This is a genomic window from Mesorhizobium sp. WSM4884, assembly GCF_029625675.1.
GTDB lineage: Bacteria > Pseudomonadota > Alphaproteobacteria > Rhizobiales > Rhizobiaceae > Mesorhizobium.
The window spans coordinates 299,965-317,654 of record NZ_JARTVO010000005.1 but is presented as its reverse complement, the minus strand read 5'-3'; the positions used below and the strand labels follow the sequence as shown (position 1 = coordinate 317,654).

At 64.6% G+C, this 17,690-nt stretch carries 18 protein-coding genes; 13 read left to right on the top strand and 5 right to left on the bottom strand.

The genetic code is table 11. The features are described from left to right. Positions 1-9 precede the first annotated feature (9 nt). The 4 genes from P9236_RS10910 to P9236_RS10895 all read left to right on the top strand — a co-directional run bounded on the left by P9236_RS10910 (position 10) and on the right by P9236_RS10895 (position 3,979). Positions 10-1,422: a bifunctional serine/threonine-protein kinase/universal stress protein gene (locus P9236_RS10910; RefSeq protein ID WP_278074622.1), complete on the top strand. Its 1,413-nt coding sequence runs from the start codon at positions 10-12 to the stop codon at positions 1,420-1,422. A gap of 183 nt (positions 1,423-1,605) precedes the next feature. Continuing rightward, positions 1,606-2,307 carry a hypothetical protein gene (locus P9236_RS10905; protein WP_278074621.1) on the top strand — a complete coding sequence of 234 codons (702 nt, stop codon included), beginning with the start codon at positions 1,606-1,608 and terminating at the stop codon, positions 2,305-2,307. A 158-nt stretch (positions 2,308-2,465) separates the two neighbouring features. Continuing rightward, entirely contained in the window at positions 2,466-2,786 is a 321-nt protein-coding gene (locus P9236_RS10900) for a hypothetical protein (RefSeq protein ID WP_278074620.1), read from the top strand. Between the two features lie 203 nt (positions 2,787-2,989). Continuing rightward, positions 2,990-3,979 carry a BMP family ABC transporter substrate-binding protein gene (locus tag P9236_RS10895; RefSeq protein ID WP_278074619.1) on the top strand — a complete coding sequence of 330 codons (990 nt, stop codon included), beginning with the start codon at positions 2,990-2,992 and terminating at the stop codon, positions 3,977-3,979. An 88-nt stretch (positions 3,980-4,067) separates the two neighbouring features. On the opposite strand, the gene P9236_RS10890 is transcribed toward P9236_RS10895, so the two are convergent. Together P9236_RS10890 and P9236_RS10885 are read right to left on the bottom strand one after the other, a co-directional pair. After that, positions 4,068-4,475, bottom strand: a complete 408-nt coding sequence (locus P9236_RS10890; RefSeq protein ID WP_278074618.1) for a hypothetical protein — start codon at positions 4,473-4,475, stop codon at positions 4,068-4,070. A 39-nt stretch (positions 4,476-4,514) separates the two neighbouring features. Beyond that, positions 4,515-4,721 (bottom strand): SlyX family protein, encoded by a 207-nt coding sequence (locus P9236_RS10885; protein ID WP_278074673.1) that lies wholly within the window; start codon positions 4,719-4,721, stop codon positions 4,515-4,517. A gap of 167 nt (positions 4,722-4,888) precedes the next feature. Between P9236_RS10885 and P9236_RS10880 the strand changes: the two genes are divergently transcribed. The 6 genes from P9236_RS10880 (at position 4,889) to deoA (ending at position 11,132) form a co-directional block, all read left to right on the top strand. After that, positions 4,889-6,421: an ABC transporter ATP-binding protein gene (locus P9236_RS10880; protein WP_278074617.1), complete on the top strand. Its 1,533-nt coding sequence runs from the start codon at positions 4,889-4,891 to the stop codon at positions 6,419-6,421. Next, positions 6,418-7,557 (top strand): ABC transporter permease, encoded by a 1,140-nt coding sequence (locus P9236_RS10875; protein WP_278074616.1) that lies wholly within the window; start codon positions 6,418-6,420, stop codon positions 7,555-7,557. The genes P9236_RS10880 and P9236_RS10875 overlap by 4 nt, the downstream gene beginning before the upstream one ends. Before the next feature lies 1 nt (position 7,558). Continuing rightward, positions 7,559-8,530 carry an ABC transporter permease gene (locus P9236_RS10870; protein WP_278074615.1) on the top strand — a complete coding sequence of 324 codons (972 nt, stop codon included), beginning with the start codon at positions 7,559-7,561 and terminating at the stop codon, positions 8,528-8,530. Positions 8,531-8,603: 73 nt separating this feature from the next. Next, positions 8,604-8,996 carry a cytidine deaminase gene (cdd, locus tag P9236_RS10865; RefSeq protein ID WP_278074614.1) on the top strand — a complete coding sequence of 131 codons (393 nt, stop codon included), beginning with the start codon at positions 8,604-8,606 and terminating at the stop codon, positions 8,994-8,996. Positions 8,997-9,009: 13 nt separating this feature from the next. Next, positions 9,010-9,816, top strand: a complete 807-nt coding sequence (locus P9236_RS10860) for a purine-nucleoside phosphorylase (RefSeq protein ID WP_278074613.1) — start codon at positions 9,010-9,012, stop codon at positions 9,814-9,816. Then, entirely contained in the window at positions 9,816-11,132 is a 1,317-nt protein-coding gene (deoA, locus tag P9236_RS10855; RefSeq protein WP_278074612.1) for a thymidine phosphorylase, read from the top strand. The genes P9236_RS10860 and deoA overlap by 1 nt, the downstream gene beginning before the upstream one ends. A gap of 14 nt (positions 11,133-11,146) precedes the next feature. Here deoA and P9236_RS10850 read toward each other — a convergent pair whose 3' ends face one another. From P9236_RS10850 to P9236_RS10840, 3 genes are all read right to left on the bottom strand, one after another. Continuing rightward, positions 11,147-11,713, bottom strand: coding sequence for a TIGR02281 family clan AA aspartic protease (locus P9236_RS10850; protein WP_278074611.1), 567 nt, complete (start codon positions 11,711-11,713; stop codon positions 11,147-11,149). A 104-nt stretch (positions 11,714-11,817) separates the two neighbouring features. Next, positions 11,818-12,447, bottom strand: coding sequence for a uracil phosphoribosyltransferase (gene upp, locus P9236_RS10845; protein WP_067002624.1), 630 nt, complete (start codon positions 12,445-12,447; stop codon positions 11,818-11,820). Positions 12,448-12,608: 161 nt separating this feature from the next. Then, positions 12,609-13,583 carry an adenosine deaminase gene (locus P9236_RS10840; protein ID WP_278074610.1) on the bottom strand — a complete coding sequence of 325 codons (975 nt, stop codon included), beginning with the start codon at positions 13,581-13,583 and terminating at the stop codon, positions 12,609-12,611. A 167-nt stretch (positions 13,584-13,750) separates the two neighbouring features. Here P9236_RS10840 and ubiE point away from each other — a divergent pair, with 167 nt between their 5' ends. The 3 genes from ubiE (at position 13,751) to coaBC (ending at position 17,689) form a co-directional block, all read left to right on the top strand. Next, on the top strand, positions 13,751-14,527 hold the full coding sequence (ubiE, locus tag P9236_RS10835) for a bifunctional demethylmenaquinone methyltransferase/2-methoxy-6-polyprenyl-1,4-benzoquinol methylase UbiE (protein WP_278074609.1): 777 nt from the start codon (positions 13,751-13,753) through the stop codon (positions 14,525-14,527). A gap of 41 nt (positions 14,528-14,568) precedes the next feature. Further along, a complete protein-coding gene (ubiB, locus tag P9236_RS10830) occupies positions 14,569-16,143 on the top strand; it encodes a 2-polyprenylphenol 6-hydroxylase (protein WP_278074608.1) in 1,575 nt (524 codons plus the stop codon). 73 nt (positions 16,144-16,216) lie between these two features. Then, positions 16,217-17,689, top strand: coding sequence for a bifunctional phosphopantothenoylcysteine decarboxylase/phosphopantothenate--cysteine ligase CoaBC (gene coaBC, locus P9236_RS10825; protein WP_278074607.1), 1,473 nt, complete (start codon positions 16,217-16,219; stop codon positions 17,687-17,689). Position 17,690: the final 1 nt, after the last annotated feature.

The following is a 17,690-nucleotide window of genomic DNA, read 5'->3' as shown; positions in this document are numbered from 1 at the left end:
AGACGATGGATGCAGAGATTCGAGGCAGGGGCAAAGATCGACGGTTTCGAGCTCGTTGAAAGGCTTCAATCCGGCGGCATGGCGTCACTGTGGCGCGCGAAAAACCCGAAGTTCGATTTCCCGCTTCTGCTGAAGATTCCTTTTCTCGATCCGGGCGGGGACGTCTCCGTCATACTCGGCTTCGAGGTCGAGGAAATGATCCTCAAACGCCTGGCGGGTCCGCATGTACCGCGCTTCGCATCGTCCGGCGGCCTGGCGGAAGTGCCTTACATTGCAATGGAGTTCGTCGCCGGCGCCGGCCTGGCGGAAACAGCCCGCCGCGCGCCTCTGCCGCCGGACGAAGTCGCAAGGGTCGGCGGCGAAATCGCGAAGGCACTTGCGGCGTTGCATCGCCAGAAGGTCATCCATCTCGATCTCAAGCCCGACAACATCGTCCTTGCCGAGCGCGGCGCCGTGCTTCTCGACTTCGGCCTCGCCCGCCACGCCGAGCTTCCGGACCTGCTCGGCGAGGAGAGTTCCGTGCCGATGGGGACCGCAGCCTATATTTCGCCGGAACAGGTGCTGGGCGAGAGGTCCGATCCCGCAAGCGACCTGTTCGCGCTCGGTTGCATCCTCTATCAGCTCGCCACCGGCGAGGAGCCGTTCGGACGTCCGGCCACGTTCGCCGGAATGAAGCGCAGGCTCTATCATGCGCCCAAGCCGCCGCGCGACATCGACAAGGCCATTCCGAGGTGGCTGGAGGCCGTCATCCTTCGATGCATGGAAGTCGATAGATCCAAGCGGTATGTCGAGGCGGCGCATGTTCTTTCGGACCTCAGAAACCCCGACCAGGTCGTGGTCGCCAGGCCGCGCGCGACATCCGACGCAAGAATTTGGAACGCCATCACGAATCTCTTCCGCAGGACAGACGAGAAGGCGCTGGTTGGGAAGCCGGCCGGCGGCAGGGTGAAGTCCGGACCGCCGATCGTTCTGGCCGCGGTCGACCTTGCCAACGGCAGCGACGCGCTGGCAGTTGAGGTTCTCAACGAAACCGCGCGTGTCCTTGCCGCGCGGGAGGATTCCTGGCTGGCCTGCGTAACGGTGTTGAAGACCGAGATCATCGCCGACACGCCGGCCGCCGACGAATCGGGACGCCTGATCTACCTGAAGCGGCTGGTCGCGCTGAAGGACTGGGCGCGTCCGCTGCACCTGCCGGAAGATCGCATAAGCTATCACGTGCTGGAGGCCGTGAGCCCCGCCGACGCGATCCTCAACTATGCCGAGCACAATGACGTCGGGCACATCGTCGTCGGCGCCCGATCGTCTTCAGCGATTCGCCGGCACCTCGGCAGCGTCTCGACCAAGGTCGTGGCGCGAGCTCTTTGCTCGGTGTCGGTGGTCCGGTTGAAGGCGGTCGAGGAGCAAAGGCGGCTGCCGCCTTGATGTCATCGGTGCGCTGCAGCAGCGTCCGCGCTTGACTTCGGCCCTGGCTGCCTGTCGACTGCCCTTGGAGAGCTTCGGTTTTTCCGATGGAAGGGCCGAACGCTCCAAATATTGGTTTCACGCAGTCCCGGGGGACGGCTTTTTCGGGAATTGCGTTGGGCTTTGCGGGGGCATCGTCCTGACATGACATCGATCAACCAGCAACCCGCGGGCCGGCCGGACAGCGGGCTGTCCTTCATCCCGGTGGCGTGGCTGATCATCGTCATGGGGCTCTCGGCCTACGGCCTGATCTCGAGCTGGCGGCTGATGGGCGACTCCAACCTGCCGGAGAGCGTGTTCTTCCTGATCTATGGCGGGCTGGTCGGCGGCATCGTCACCATTTTGTGGGGGCTTTACCTACTCGGCCTTGCTTTCAACCGATCGGCGCGGTTTCCCCGCCACTACACCATCTGGCAGGTGGCGATCATACTGTGGCTCATCGTGCGCCAGGGCTACACGCTTCTGGTGCCCGACTTCGTCTTTTCCGCCGAAGCGCTGGGCTTCACGGCCGCCGAGGTCGCCATCGGCCTGCTCTGCATCTATCTCCTGCGGCATGGGGCCGGCGCCGAGACCGTCTATGCCAATCCCGAGACCGAACGCCCGCCGCTCCTGGTCTCGCTCGTTGCCGCGCTGCTCGGCATCATCCTTGGCGGCGCCATTGGCGCTTGCGCCGGATTTTTCGCCGGGTCGCTGATCGCGGACGCCACCCATATGAGCTGCTTCGAGGGCGCCTGCGGGTTTTTCGCCGCTTTCATCGGCCTCGCAGGCCTGATCGTCGGAGCCATCGTCGGCGGAATTTTCGCCATATGGCGGGTCAATCGGCGCAAACCGGCAAAAGCAGCCTGAGGCAGTTCCAGGGAGAGCGCGCAGCGGTTTTCCGTCCGGAATTGCGTCAAAACAAATAGATAGGGCTGCTCAAAATCACGTGTCGCGATTGCGTGGCGATTGTGCACGCTCTATGTCGGTTGCTGGGCAGACGGGAGCTTTCCCGGGGAGTGCGTTGGATGTTGCGTTTCATCTTTCGGCTGGCAGCTATGATTGCGTTGTCGATTTCGGTCATCATGGCGGTGATCGACACCACGCGCTCGGTGGCGGCGTCTGCGCTGGTCATGACACCGCTCAACACGAGCTGGCTGGCGGTATCGCCCGACACTCGCGCGGCCTTTGAGACCTATGTGCGCGCCAAGGCCAGTCCGCTGGTCTGGGACGGCGCCATCGCCTGGGTGCTCGCCCAGCCCGGCTTCGCGGTGTTCGCGGCGCTGGCGTTCCTGCTCTATGCCGTCGGCTACCGGCGTCGACGCCACGAATTCGCCCCGACCAACTGACGAGGACGTTTCGTTCCGCCCGGAACGGTCAGTCCGGCCGCTTTTTCCAACAGGTCAAAATTCCACGTGAATTTTGTTTCGCGCCGTGCCAGATTGGCCGCGAGCGGGAGGGGCAAACACTTCCTGCCTGGCGTCGCAGGCCCGCCGGAGAACCGGGCAGGCAGGCGGTGCAAACGGAAAATAACCGACAGGGTGTGGATCACATGAAACGTATCGTTCTCGGCCTCCTGGCCGCAACTGCAATGGTTCTTCCGGCTTTCGCCGCGGATGTCCAGCCGGCCATCCTCTACGATCTCGGCGGCAAGTTCGACAAATCCTTCAACGAGGCCGCCTTTCACGGCGCCGAGAAGTTCAAGGCCGAAACCGGCGTGGCTTACGTCGAATTCGAGGTTTCCAACGCCTCGCAGCGCGAGCAGGCTCTGCGCCGCTTCGCCGAGGACGGCCGCAACCCGATCGTGATGGCCGGCTTTGCCTGGGAGGATGCGCTGAAGAAGGTCGCGGCCGAATACACCGACCTCAACTTCGCCATCATCGACGATGCCGTCGACCTGCCCAATGTCCGCTCGCTGGTATTCAAGGAGAACGAAGGCTCCTACCTCGTCGGCATCCTGGCGGCGATGGCGTCGAAGTCGAAGAAGGTCGGCTTCGTCGGCGGCATGGACATCCCGCTGATCCGCAAGTTCGAGTGCGGCTATGTCGGCGGCGCCAAGTCGGCCGGCGCCACCGACGTCATCCAGAACATGACCGGCGACACGCCGGCCGCCTGGAACGACCCGGCCAAGGGCGGCGAGATCGCCAAGACGCAGATCGACCAGGGCGCGGACGTGGTCTACGCCGCCGCCGGCGGCACCGGCGTCGGCGTGCTGCAGGCGGCGGCTGATGCGGGCAAGCTCGGCATCGGCGTCGATTCCAACCAGAACGGCCTGCAGCCCGGCAAGGTGCTGACCTCGATGATGAAGCGCGTCGACGTCGCCGTCTACAACGCCTTCATGGACGGCAAGAACGGCACCTTCAAGGGCGGCGTCCAGAATCTGGGCCTCAAGGAAGGCGGCGTCGACTACGCCATGGACGACAACAACAAGGCGCTGGTGACCGACGAGATGAAGGCGGCAGTCGAAAAGGCCAAGGCCGACATCATCGCCGGCAAGACCGAGGTGCACGACTACACCGCCGATAACAAGTGCCCGTATTGATCGGCAGCCGAATCGGGATTTATCAACCGCCGGGCCTTCGCCCGGCGGTTTCTTTTGGAAAACCGTTACGCAGCTTTCCTGGAACTGCTTATAGCGTGCCGGCGAGATAGCCGAGCGCGAAGGCGGCCAGCAGCGCCATCGCGACGACAAATCCGAGCCGTCCGCCAAGGGAATACAGGCCGACGCCGTAGGGCTTGCGCTCGAGCCGGTGGATCACAATCGGCTGCGGTTTCGCCTTGTCGTCGTTCAGCCCGGAAAGCCGCATCTGCGGCAGTTCGCCAAGCCGGCGCTGGATAAGCTGCCAACGCTCGTCCGAAGACGCCTTGGACGCACCCGCAGGCTCCAGGGCGCGCATGCGCTCGGCCAACCGCAGCACGGCGTCGCGAAAGGCGGGATCGATCTGAAGGTCGCGCTCGGCGCGGGCGCGCTCCCTGTCGTCCATCAGGCCGAAGACAAAGTCGCCGGCCCTTGCGATGCGGTCTCCTTCACTGGCCATGACCGTTCTCCCCCATGGCTCTCTCACCCCCATGCACGCTCAATAGTGCGGCGGCTTGGTCACCGGCACGTCGGGAGCGGCCTGCTCCTCCAGCGCCAGGAACCTGTCGGTAAGGGCGGCAAGCTTGCGTTCCATGCGCTCGATCACCTTCCACTGCTCGGCGATCTGGCCTGACAGTTCCTCGATCGTCTTTTCCTGCTCGGCGGCACGGATTTCCAGTGTTGTCAGCCGATCATCAGGCATGATCATTCAACCCGGTTCTGTGAATGTGAAGCTCTCGGCCACCTTCGAAATTGACAAGCGCGCGGGGATTTGTCGAGAGTGAATGACGTTGCATGCCAATTGGCACGGGCGGGGCATCATGCTAGGCATTTTGACCAAGCGATAAAAAAATAACGAGTGGGACAGGCTGCATGGCGCAAGCCGCAATCGAACTCATAGGCATCAACAAGAGTTTTGGCGCGGTGCGCGCCAACCGCGACATCAATCTGGAAGTTGCGCGCGGCACCATCCATGGCATCGTCGGCGAGAACGGCGCCGGCAAGTCGACGCTGATGTCGATCCTCTATGGTTTCTACCAGGCCGACAGCGGCGAGATCCGCGTCGGAGGCAAGCCGGTGTCGATCAACACCTCCAACGACGCGATCGCGCTCGGTGTCGGCATGGTGCACCAGCATTTCATGCTGGTCGACAATTTCACCGTGCTGGAAAACGTCATCCTCGGCGCCGAGACCGACGCGCTTTTGAAGAGCAGCATCGCCAAGGCGCGTTCCGAGCTCGAGCGGCTGGAGCGCGAATACGGCCTCGAGGTCGATCCCGACGCCATCATCGAGGAACTGCCGGTCGGCCTGCAGCAGCGCGTCGAAATCCTCAAGGCGCTCTATCGCGGCGCCGAGATCCTGATCCTGGACGAGCCGACCGGGGTCTTGACGCCGGCCGAGGCCGATCACCTCTTCCGCATCCTCAAGCAATTGAAGGAGCAGGGAAAAACGGTGGTTCTGATCACCCACAAGCTGCGCGAGATCATGGCCATTACCGACACCGTCTCGGTCATGCGCCAGGGAACCATGGTGGCCACCAGGGTGACGAAGCAAACCACGGTCGGCGAACTGGCCGAACTGATGGTCGGGCGGCGCGTGCTCCTGCGGGTCGAGAAGGGCCAATCGGAAGCCGGCGCCATAAAACTCTCGGTCAAGAACCTGACGGTCAAGGATTCACGCGGCGTCACCATGGTCGACGACGTCTCCTTCGATGTGCGCGGCGGCGAGATCGTCGGCATCGCCGGCGTGGCAGGCAACGGCCAGTCGGAGCTGCTCGAGGCGATCTCCGGCATCCGGCATGCCGTTTCCGGCGAGGTCACGCTCGAAGGCAAGCCGGTCGACCTGACCGGCAAGGCCGATCCCGGCGAATTGCGTGACCGCGGTCTCGCTCATGTGCCGGAGGACCGCCACCATGTCGGGCTGGTGCTCGCCTTCGAGGAGCACGAGAATTCGATCCTCGGCTATCACGACGACGAGCGCTATCTGAAAGGACCGTTCCTCGACGTCGATGCCATCATGGCCGATGCCAAGGACAAGATCGAGAAATACGACATCCGTCCCGGCAATCCGCGACTGAAGACCGCCAATTTCTCCGGCGGCAATCAGCAGAAGATCGTGCTGGCCAGGGAGATGGAGCAGGATCCCGGCGTGCTGATCGTCGGCCAGCCGACGCGCGGCGTCGATGTCGGCGCCATCGAATTCATCCACAAGCGGCTGATCGCCATGCGCGACCAGGGCAAGGCGGTGCTGGTGGTATCGGTCGAGCTCGACGAGATCCGCTCGCTCTCCGACCGCATCCTGGTGATGTTTGCCGGCCGCATCGTCGGCGAGCGCGGCCCGGAGGCGACCGAAGGCGAGCTTGGCCTCTTGATGGCCGGTGTCGAACACCAGGAGGCCGCCGAATGAGCACGCCTTACACCAAGCTGCCGGCCTGGGCCGATTACGGGCTGATCCCGCTGATCAATCTCTCGGTGGCGTTCATCGTCGCCGGCTTCGTCGTCATGCTGGTCGGCGAAAATCCGTTCCGCGCCGCCGTCATCCTGGTCGAGGGTGCTTTCGGCAAGGGCACGGGCATCGCCTTCACCTTGTTCTACGCCACCACCTTCATCTTCACTGGGCTGTCGGTGGCGGTGGCGGCGCATTGCAGCCTGTTCAACATCGGCACCGAGGGCCAGGCCTATATCGGCGGCCTCGGCATCGCGCTCGTCTGCCTGAGCTTCGACAGCGTGCTGCCCTGGTGGGTGATCTTTCCGATAGCGATCGTTGCCGCGGCCTTGTTCGGCGCGCTCTGGGGTTTCATCCCCGCCTATCTGCAGGCCAAGCGCGGCTCGCACATCGTCATCACCACCATCATGTTCAACTTCATCGCCGCCTCGGCGATGGTCTATCTGCTGGTCGGTCCGCTGAAGCCGGCGGGATCGCAGGCGCCGCAGACACGCAACTTCCTCACCGGCGCGGAATTGCCAAAGCTCAATTGGATGCTAGAATTGTTCGGCGCCAAGATCCGCTCGGCGCCGCTCAACATCTGCTTCCTGCTGGCGCTGGTGATGGCGTTCCTGGTCTGGCTGCTGATCTGGCGCACCAGGCTCGGCTACGAGATGCGTACCTATGGCCATAGCCCGAAGGCGGCGCGCTATGCCGGCATCTCGGAAACCCGCATCATCCTCACCGCGATGATGATCTCGGGCGGGCTGGCCGGCATGATGGCGCTCAACCCGGTGATGGGCGACCAGCACAATGTGGCGATCGATTTCGTCTCGGGCGCCGGCTATGTCGGCATCGCGGTTGCGCTGATGGGCAGGCTGCATCCGGTCGGCATCGTGCTGGCGGCGATCCTGTTCGGCATGCTCTATCAGGGCGGCGCCGAGCTTGCCTTCGAGATGCCGGCGATCAGCCGCGACATGATCGTCATCATCCAGGGGCTGGTCATCCTCTTCGCCGGCGCGCTGGAGCATATGTTCAGGCCCTATATCCAGGCGCTGTTCGCCTCGTTCAGCCCGAAATCGGTCGGCATGCAGGCGATCAACGGGAAGGGGGCCTGAGATGGACGTCTTCAACGCAATCGTCCAGGTTCTGGATTCCACCATCCGCCTGTCGGTGCCGCTGCTGCTTGCCTGTCTCGCCGGCCTCTATTCCGAGCGCGCCGGCATCTTCGACATCGGTCTCGAAGGCAAGATGCTGGTCGGCGCCTTCGCCGGCGCCGCGGCGGCCTCCGTCTTCCATTCCGCCTTCATCGGCCTCGGCATGGCCATCCTGATCTCGGTCGCCTTCGCCATGGTGCACGGCTTCGCCTCGATCACGCATCGCGGCAATCAGATCGTCTCCGGCGTCGCCATCAATTTTGTCGCCGCCGGCTCGACCATCATCCTCGGCCAGGCCTGGTTCCAGCAGGGCGGCCGCACGCCGGCGCTGCAGCCGGGCGAGCGCTTCGAGGCGATCGTCTGGCCCGGCGCCGAAGCCGTCCGCGAGGTGCCGATCCTCGGGCCAATCTATGCCGAGCTGATCTCCGGCCATTCGATCCTGGTCTATTTCGCCTTCGCCATGGTGCCGTTCACCTGGTGGGTGCTTTTCCGCACCCGCTTCGGCCTCAGGATGCGCGCCGTGGGCGAGAACCCGGCCGCCGTTGACACCGCCGGCATCTCGGTGGCCTGGCTGCGGTACCGGGCGCTGATCTGCACCGGCGTGCTGACCGGCGTCGCCGGCGCCTATCTATCGATGGTCCAGAATGGCGGCTTCGTGAAGGACATGACGGCGGGCAAAGGTTATATCGCTCTTGCCGCGCTGATCTTCGCCAAATGGAAGCCGGTCAACGCCATGTTCGCCTGCCTGCTGTTCGGCTTCCTCGACGCGGCATCGATCCGCTTACAGGGCTCGCCGCTTCCCATCGTCGGCAAGGTGCCGGCGCAGTTCATGCAGGCGCTGCCCTATGTGCTCACCGTCGTCCTGCTCGCCGGCTTCATCGGCAAGGCGATCCCGCCGCGCGCCGGCGGCGTGCCCTACGTCAAGGAACGCTGAGGCCTGGACTGCACAAGGGTTCGGCAGCTTCGGCGACCAGCATTTGAACAAGATCGTGGGAGAGAAGAACTGAATGTCGCATGATCTGTTCGAGGCGGCGAAGACGGCGATGGCCAAGGCCTATGCGCCCTATTCCAAGTTTCCCGTCGGTGCCGCGCTGCGCACCGAGGACGGCCGCGTCTTCACCGGCGCCAATATCGAGGTGGCCTCGTATCCCGAGGGCTGGTGCGCCGAGACCACCGCGCTCGGCCACTACATCATGGGCGGCGGCGGCAAGATCACCGAGATCGCGGTGATCGCCGCGCGCATGGCAAAATGCTCGCCCTGCGGCGGCTGCCGGCAGCGGCTGGCGGAATTCTGCCGGCCGGAAACCAAGCTCTATCTCTGCGACAATACCGGCGTGGTCGAGACGGTCACCATGGGCGAGATGCTGCCTTACGGCTTCAGGGGCGACATCTTGAAATGAAGAGTGGGTTGAAATGAAGGAAGCGCTGGATCATCTGGTCGAGAAACTCGACGGGCTGGCTCCGACCGCGGCCCTTGTGCTGGGCTCCGGCCTCGGCGGGCTGGTCGACGAGGTCGAGGACAAAAGGCGCATTTCCTATGCGGAGCTGCCGGGCTTCCCGCGCAGCGGTGTTTCCGGCCATGCCGGCGAGGTCGTTGCTGGGCGTTTCGCCGGCGCGCCGGTGCTGATGTTATCCGGCCGCGCGCATTACTACGAGCACGGCAACGCCGCCGCGATGCGCCCGGCGCTGGAAGTGCTTGCCGGCATCGGCATCTCGCATCTCATCCTCACCAATGCCGCCGGTTCGGTCGAACCGGAGATGGGACCGGGCTCGGTGATGCTGATCACTGACCACATCAACTTCTCCGGCTCCAACCCGCTGATCGGCGAGCCGAGCGACCGCCGTTTCGTCGGTCTCACCGAGGCCTATGACGCCGGCTTGCGCAAGGCCATCGAGACGGCGGCGAAGGCAACCGGCACGGCGCTGCACAAGGGCGTCTACATGTGGTTTTCCGGACCATGTTTCGAGACGCCGGCCGAGATCCGCATGGCGCGCGTCATGGGCGCCAACGCCGTCGGCATGTCGACCGTGCCGGAAGTGATCCTTGCCCGCTTCCTCGGCCTCAAGGTCGCCGCCTGCTCGGTCATCACCAACCTTGCGGCCGGCATGACAGGGGCGGAACTCTCGCACCAGGAAACCAAGGATATGGCGCCGGTCGGCGGTGCGCGGCTGGCGACGATCCTGCGGCGCGTCTTCGAGGAAGGTTTGCCGGAAAGCTGATGCTCCCCCAGGAAATTATCCGCCGCAAGCGCGACGGCCACAGGCTCTCGGCCGAGGAGATCGCTGCCTTCATCGAGGGCATAACGGCCGGCACGCTCTCGGAGGGCCAGATCGGCGCCTTCGCCATGGCGGTGTTCCTCAAAGGCATGAGCCGCGAGGAGGCTGTGGCGCTGACGCTCGCCATGCGCGATTCCGGCGACGTGCTCGACTGGTCCGACCTGCCGGGCCCAGTCACCGACAAGCATTCGACGGGCGGCGTTGGCGACAATGTCTCGCTGATGCTGGCGCCGATCGTCGCGGCCTGCGGCGCCTATGTGCCGATGATCTCCGGCCGCGGCCTCGGCCATACCGGCGGCACGCTGGACAAGATGGACGCCATCCCCGGCTATGCCAGCCAGCCGGACGTGACGCGCTTCCGCAAGACCGTGCTGGAGACCGGCTGCGCCATCATCGGCCAGACCGCCGATCTGGCGCCGGCCGACCGCCGGTTCTACGCGATCCGCGACGTGACGGGCACGGTGGAATCGGTGCCGCTGATCACCGCCTCGATCCTGTCGAAGAAGCTTGCCGCGGGCCTCGGCTCGCTGGTGCTCGACGTCAAGGTCGGCAATGGCGCCTTCATGGAGAAGTCGCGCGACGCCGTCGCGCTGGCAAACAGCCTGGTCGAGGTCGCCAATGGCGCGGGCTTGAAGGCTTCGGCGCTGGTGACCGGCATGAACGAGCCGCTGGCCTCGGCTGCCGGCAATGCGGTCGAGGTGAAGAACGCGGTCGATTTCCTCACCGGCCGGTTTCGCGACCGCCGGCTGGAGGACGTCACGCTGGCGCTCGCCGCCGAAATGCTGCAGTCGGCGGGGATCGTCTCGTCCAATCAGGACGGGATCAGGCGCGCCGCCGAGACGCTTGCCGGCGGCCGCGCGGCGGCGGTGTTCGCGCGCATGGTGAGCGCGCTCGGCGGTCCCGCCGATTTCGTCGAGAACCCGGAAAAGTATCTCCCCAGAGCCGCGGTGGAATTGGCGGTTGAGGCGGCGAAGGACGGCTTCGTCACTGGCATCGCGACGCGCGATATCGGGCTCGCCGTCGTCGCGCTGGGCGGCGGACGCACCCGTCCGGACGACAAAATAGACCACGCCGTCGGTCTCACCAGGCTGCTGCCGGTCGGGGCGGAGGTGCGGGCGGGCGAGGCGCTGGCGCTGGTCCATGCGCGGACCGAGGCGGACGCCGAGATTGCCGCCGCCGCGGTGCGCTCCGCCTACACGATCGGGTCCTCGAAGCCGTCCGCCGAAAAGACCGTGCTCAGGCGGATCCTGCCGCTTTGAGATAGGCGCAATACCTACTGCACAAGCAGCAGCGCGCCGTTCTGGACCTGGTATTTCTGCAGCCGCTGCAGGAAGCTCATACCGATCAGGTTGGTTTGCAGCGCCCGGTCGTCGAGCACTACCGCCTGGACGTTGTCGATTGAGATCTTGCCGATCTGCAGGCGGTCGACCGTCACCACCGCGGCCTTGATGGCGCCGTTCGCCGTGTTCACCTGATGGCTGAAATCGGACTGGTTGAGCGAGATGCCGATTCGGCGTGCGGTCGAGGTGTTGATGGCAACCAGGGTCGCGCCGGTGTCGATCATGCCGTCGATCTGACGGCCGTTGAGCTTGAAGGCGGAGGTGAAATGGCCGCGCTCGTCGGCATTCACCAGCACCTGTCGACCGAGCGGCATCGGCGCCGCCGGCCTGACTGGAACCGAAGCGAGCTTCACGTCCGGCTGGGCATCCGGGGTTGCAGGCTGCGAGGCGACCGCCGATCTCAGCAGGGCTTCGACCATCCGCGGGTTCGACTGATAGACGATCGGGATCGATGCCGAGCTTCCGACAAAGACGCCAAGGAGGAGGAGCTTGCGCAGCATGGATCGACCTTCGTGGAGGTCAGATCCTTAGGTCGACATGGTGATTTCAGCTTTAACGCGCGCCGAAACCATCGCCTTTGCGTAAACGATCCGTAAAGAAAGCGTCACTTGGTCCCGTACATGCGGTCGCCGGCGTCGCCGAGGCCGGGCATGATGTAGCCCTTGTCGTTCAGCTGGCGGTCGATCGAAGCGGTGAAGATCGGCACATCCGGATGCGCCTTGGTGAAGCGCTCGATGCCCTCCGGCGCGGCGAGCAGGCAGAGGAAGCGGATGTTTGTGGCGCCGCGTCCCTTCAGCTTGTCGATCGCGGCGATCGCGGAATTGGCCGTCGCCAGCATCGGGTCGACGACGATCACCAGACGGTCGGCAAGGTCGCTCGGCGCCTTGAAGAAATACTCGATCGCTTCCAGCGTCTCGTGGTCGCGGTAGAGGCCGATATGGGCGACGCGCGCCGCCGGCACCAGATCGAGCAGGCCTTCGAGCAGGCCGTTGCCGGCCCGCAGCACAGAGGCGAAGACCAGCTTCTTGCCCTCCAGCGTCGGCGCCTCCATCTCCTCGATCGGGGTCTCGATGGTGGTGGTGGTCAGCTCGAGATTGCGGGTGACCTCGTAGCCCAGAAGCAGCGAGATCTCGCGCAACAGACGCCGGAAACCGGCCGTCGAGGTCTCCTTCTTGCGCATGATGGTCAGCTTGTGCTGGACAAGGGGGTGGTCGACGACGGTGACGCCCTGCATGGTCTGCTCCCGTGAATGGTGAACGGTGAATGGTGAATAGTGAATAGTGAGCGGGTTTGCGAGTCCTGATGGTTCGATGATTGCCTTGACACGCCGAGGCGCGCCGGCAAACCAACCATTCACCATTCACCATTCACCATTCACCATTCACCATTCACCATTCACCGGCCCTTGGCGTCGAGCCGGCTCAGCAGTATCGCCTTGGTCTTCCGGTCGACGAAGGCGGCCTCGATCGCCGTCCTGGTGACGGCGGCGAGCGCCTTGTCGTCCATGGCGAAATGCTCGGCGGCGATGTCGTATTCGCGCTTCAGCGAGGTCCAGAAATAAGGTGGGTCGTCGGAATTGAGCGTCACCTTGCAGCCGGCCGCGCGCAGCGCTGGGAAGGGATGGTCGGCGAAACTGTCGAACACCTTGAGCGCGACGTTGGAGCCCGGGCAGCATTCCAGCACCACGCCCTCGGCAGCGATGCGGCGAACGAGGTCCGGGTTTTCGACGGCGCGCACGCCATGTCCGATCCGCGACGGGCGGATATGGTCGAGCGCTGCCTTGACACTTTCCCAGCCCATCAGCTCGCCGGCATGGATGGTGATGCCGAGGCCGGCCTCGCGGGCGATCTCGAAGGCGCGCACATAATCCTCGAAATCGCCGATGCGCTCGTCGCCGGCGACACCGAAGCCAGTCACCAGCGGATGCCCGCAGCGCGCGGCGAAGCGCGCCGCCTGCTCGATCGCCTCGACCCCGACATGGCGCACGCCTGTGACGATCATGCGTCCCTCGATGCCCGTCCTGGCCTTGGCGCGGGCCATGCCTTCGCCCAGCGCATCCGTATAGGCCTTGGGCGAGAGACCGGCCTTCTTGGCGTGATCCGGCGAGGTGAAGACCTCGGAATAGATGGCGCCGTCACGGGCGAGACTGGTGAGATAGTGATCGGTCAGGCGAGCATAGTCCTCCTCGGTGCGAAACAGGTCGGAGGCAAAGTCGTAGGCCGCGAGGAAAGAGCTGAAATCGTGCCAAACGAAGGAGCCGTTCTGGATATAGGGCGAGGGGTCCTTGCCGTATTTGCGGGCCTGGCTGACGACGAGATCGGGCGCCGCTGCCCCTTCGATGTGGCAGTGCAATTCGGCTTTCAAAATCATGCGGTCATCCCGTCGGCACACTGAACCCGCGAGGATTCCGGGCGGAAAATCATGCAAGGCCCTGCCCGAACCCATGTTGAAGGCGCGGCTGAAAACCGCGCCTTCGACAATAGCGTCGGCCCCATCGATCGGCTATGGTCCCGCCGGTTTTATGGCGGATCAAAATAATGTCAGTTGAGAGAACCACGGCTGCGGGCGGCATGGAAACCTCCTACGGCTTCAGGAAGGTGGGCGAAGGCGACAAGCAGTTCCTCGTCAACGATGTCTTCCACAAGGTGGCCAATCGATACGACCTCATGAACGATCTGATGTCCGGCGGGCTGCACCGGCTGTGGAAGGACGCGATGGTGGCGTGGCTCAATCCGCCGAAGCGCCCGGGCTGGAAGGTGCTCGACGTCGCGGGCGGCACCGGCGACATCGCCTTCCGCATCGTCGAGGCCAGCCATCGCAACGCGCATGTGACGGTCCTCGACATCAACGGCTCGATGCTCGACGTCGGCCGCGACCGCGCCGAGAAGAAAGGGCTCTCGGAAAACACCGATTTCGTCGGGGCCAATGCCGAGACGCTGCCCTTCGACGACAATACGTTCGACGCCTATACGATCGCGTTCGGCATACGCAACGTGCCGCGCATCGATGTGGCGCTGAGCGAAGCCTACCGCGTGCTGAAGCGCGGCGGACGGTTCCTTTGCCTGGAGTTCTCCGAGGTCGACATGCCGCTGCTCGACAAGGCCTACGAAGCTTGGTCCTTCAACGCCATCCCCAAAATCGGCAGGGCGGTGACCGGCGACGGCGAGCCCTATTCCTACCTGGTGGAATCGATCCGCAAATTCCCCAACCAGGCGAATTTTGCTGCCATGATCACCCGCGCGGGCTTCGATCGCGTCAGCTTCCGCAATTATTCGGGCGGCATCGCTGCACTTCATTCAGGCTGGAAGCTTTGAGGCCGAAACTTTGAGGCAGACCAGGCGATGAGCAGCGTCCGATGACCAGCGTTGGCGCCGCCTTCCGGCTCGCCAGGGCCGGCTGGGTGCTGGTCCGCGAGGGCGTCGTCGCGGCGCTGCCCGGCGAAGAGCTTTCCGGCATGCCGAAGCTCGGCTGGCGGCTGGCGCGCGTGCTCACCCGCCGTCGCGCCAGACGGCACCAGCGCGGCGACCGGCTGGCGCAGGCGGTGGTGCGGCTGGGGCCATCCTACGTCAAGCTCGGCCAGTTCCTGGCCACGCGACCGGATGTCGTCGGCAATGACATGGCGGTCGACCTCGCCCTGCTGCAGGACAAGATGCATACCTTCCCGAAGACGGAGGCGATCGCCGCTATCGAGGCCTCGCTCGGGCGCAAGATCGGCGATCTCTACGCAAGCTTCGGCGAGCCGGTTGCGGCCGCTTCGATCGCCCAGGTGCACGGCGCCGAAGTCGTTCGCGACGGGAAGGCTTCACGGGTGGCGGTGAAGGTCATCCGGCCCGGCGTGCGTCATCGCTTCTTCCAGGATCTCGAGAGCTACTTCCTCGCCGCCCGCCTGCAGGAAAAATACATTCCCTCGTCGCGCCGCCTGCGGCCGATCGAGGTGACCCAAACGCTGGCGCAGACCACCAAAGTCGAAATGGACATGCGGCTCGAGGCGGCCGCGTTTTCAGAGCTCGGTGAAAACACCAAAGACGATCCCGGCTTCCGCGTGCCCGCGGTCGACTGGGAGCGGACCGGCCGCGACGTGATCACCATGGAGTGGATCGACGGCATCAAGATGAACGATCTGGTCGGCCTTGCCGCCGCCGGTCACGATCTCAGGGCGATCGCCGCCAACCTCATCCAGTCGTTCCTCAGGCACACGCTGCGCGACGGCTTCTTCCATGCCGACATGCATCCGGGGAACCTGTTCGTCGAGGCGAGCGGAACCATCGTTGCCGTCGATCTCGGCATCGCCGGCCGGCTCGGCAAGAAAGAGCGGCGTTTCCTGGCCGAAATCCTCTACGGCTTCATCGTGCGCGACTATCAGCGCGTCGCCGAGGTGCATTTCGAGGCCGGCTACGTGCCGCGCCAGCACAATGTCGAGGCTTTCGCGCAGGCGATTCGCGCCATCGGCGAGCCGATCCACGGCCAGTCGGCAGAAACCATCTCGATGGCGAAGCTTTTGACGCTGCTGTTCGAGGTCACAGAACTGTTCGACATGGCCACCCGGCCCGAGCTGATCCTGTTGCAGAAGACGATGGTGGTGGTCGAGGGCGTCGCCCGCACGCTCGATCCCGCCTTCAACATGTGGAAGACGTCGGAGCCGGTGGTCAGCGATTGGATCGCCAGCAATCTCGGCCCACGCGGCATGGTTTCCGACGCGCGCGACGCCGGCAAGGCGCTGGTGGCGCTGGCGAGGCAGGCGCCGGATATCGCCGCCCGCACCGAGCGGCTGTCGCGCGAAATCGACCTGATGGCCGAACATGGCCTGCGCTTCGACGAGGCGACCGCGCACGCTATAGGCAAGGCCGAGGCGCGCTATGCCCGCTCCGGCCGCTTGGCGCTCTGGGTGATCGCGTTGACGCTGCTTTACATCGCCTGGCGGATTTTCTGACCGCCACCCGCCTTGCTGCAGTTTGATTGCACTGCTATCATTGCAGGCGCAAGTTTGAAGCGGGTGCAATCAGATGGCCAGCATCACAATCCGCAACCTTGATGACGAGGTCAAGGACCTGCTGCGCCAAATGGCTGCCGAAAATGGCTGCTCGATGGAGGAGCAGGCGCGGGCGATGATCCGCGCAGCGGTCGAAGGAAGGGCGGGGCAGGCCGGCCGCATCGACGAGATCGAGAAGACGCTGCGCGCGCTGACAGGCTCCAATCAGCAAGCCGGTCCCATCTCAACAGTATCCGGCAAGCCATCAATTCGAGGGACGCTTACCGGCAAACGCATCCTGCTGATCATCGGCGGCGGCATCGCCGCCTACAAGGCGCTCGACCTCATCCGTCGCCTGCGCGAGCGCGGTGCTTCCGTTCGGGTGGTCATGACATCCGCCGCGCAGGAATTCGTCACCACGCTGTCGGTCGGCGCGCTCTCCGCCGACCATGTCTTCACCGAGCTGTTCGACAGCAATGACGAGCATGATGTCGGCCATATAAGGCTGTCGCGCGAGGCCGATCTGCTGGTCGTGGCGCCGGCCACCGCCGACCTGATGGCCAAGCTCGCCAACGGCCATGCCAACGACCTTGCCTCGACGGTGCTGCTTGCAACCGACAAGAGGGTGCTGATGGCGCCGGCGATGAACCCGAAGATGTGGTCGCATCCGGCGACGCGGCGCAACCGGGCGACCTTGCAAAAGGACGGTATCGCCTTCGTCGGTCCCGCCAAGGGCGAGATGGCGGAAAGCAACGAGGCCGGTGAGGGTCGCATGGCCGAGCCGCTGGAGATCGTTGGCGCGATCGAGGCGATGCTCGACGAGAGACCGAAGCCGCTTGCCGGCCGCAGGATCATCGTCACCTCGGGGCCGACGCACGAGCCGATCGATCCGGTGCGCTACATTGCCAATCGCTCCTCCGGCAAGCAGGGCCATGCGATCGCGGCGGCGCTGGCGAAGCTCGGCGCCGATGTCAGGCTCGTCTCCGGCCCGGTCAATATCGCCGATCCGGCCGGGGTCACGACCACGCATGTCGAGACCGCGGCAGAGATGAAGGAAGCGGTCGAGGGCCTTTTGCCGGCGGACGCGGCGGTGTTCGTCGCAGCGGTCGCCGACTGGCGCACGGCGAATGCGGCCGGCGAGAAGATCAAGAAGGTGGCGGGCGAGGGACCGCCGTCGCTCAAGATGGTCGAGAATCCCGACATCCTGGCCGGCGTCGGCCATCATAGCCAGCGGCCGCGTCTCGTCGTCGGCTTTGCCGCCGAGACGCAGGATCTCATCGGCAACGCCGAGGCCAAGCTCAGGAAGAAAGGCGCCGATTTCATCGTCGCCAACGACGTCTCGCATGAAAGCGGGATCGGCCCATCGGGCGTTATGGGCGGCGACCGCAACAAGGTACGCATTGTCTCCCGCTCCGGCGTCGAGGAATGGCCGGAGATGGGCAAGGACGAGGTGGCGACACGGCTCGCCGCTTTGATCGCCGAGCGGCTGCAGACGATTGTCGTTTGAC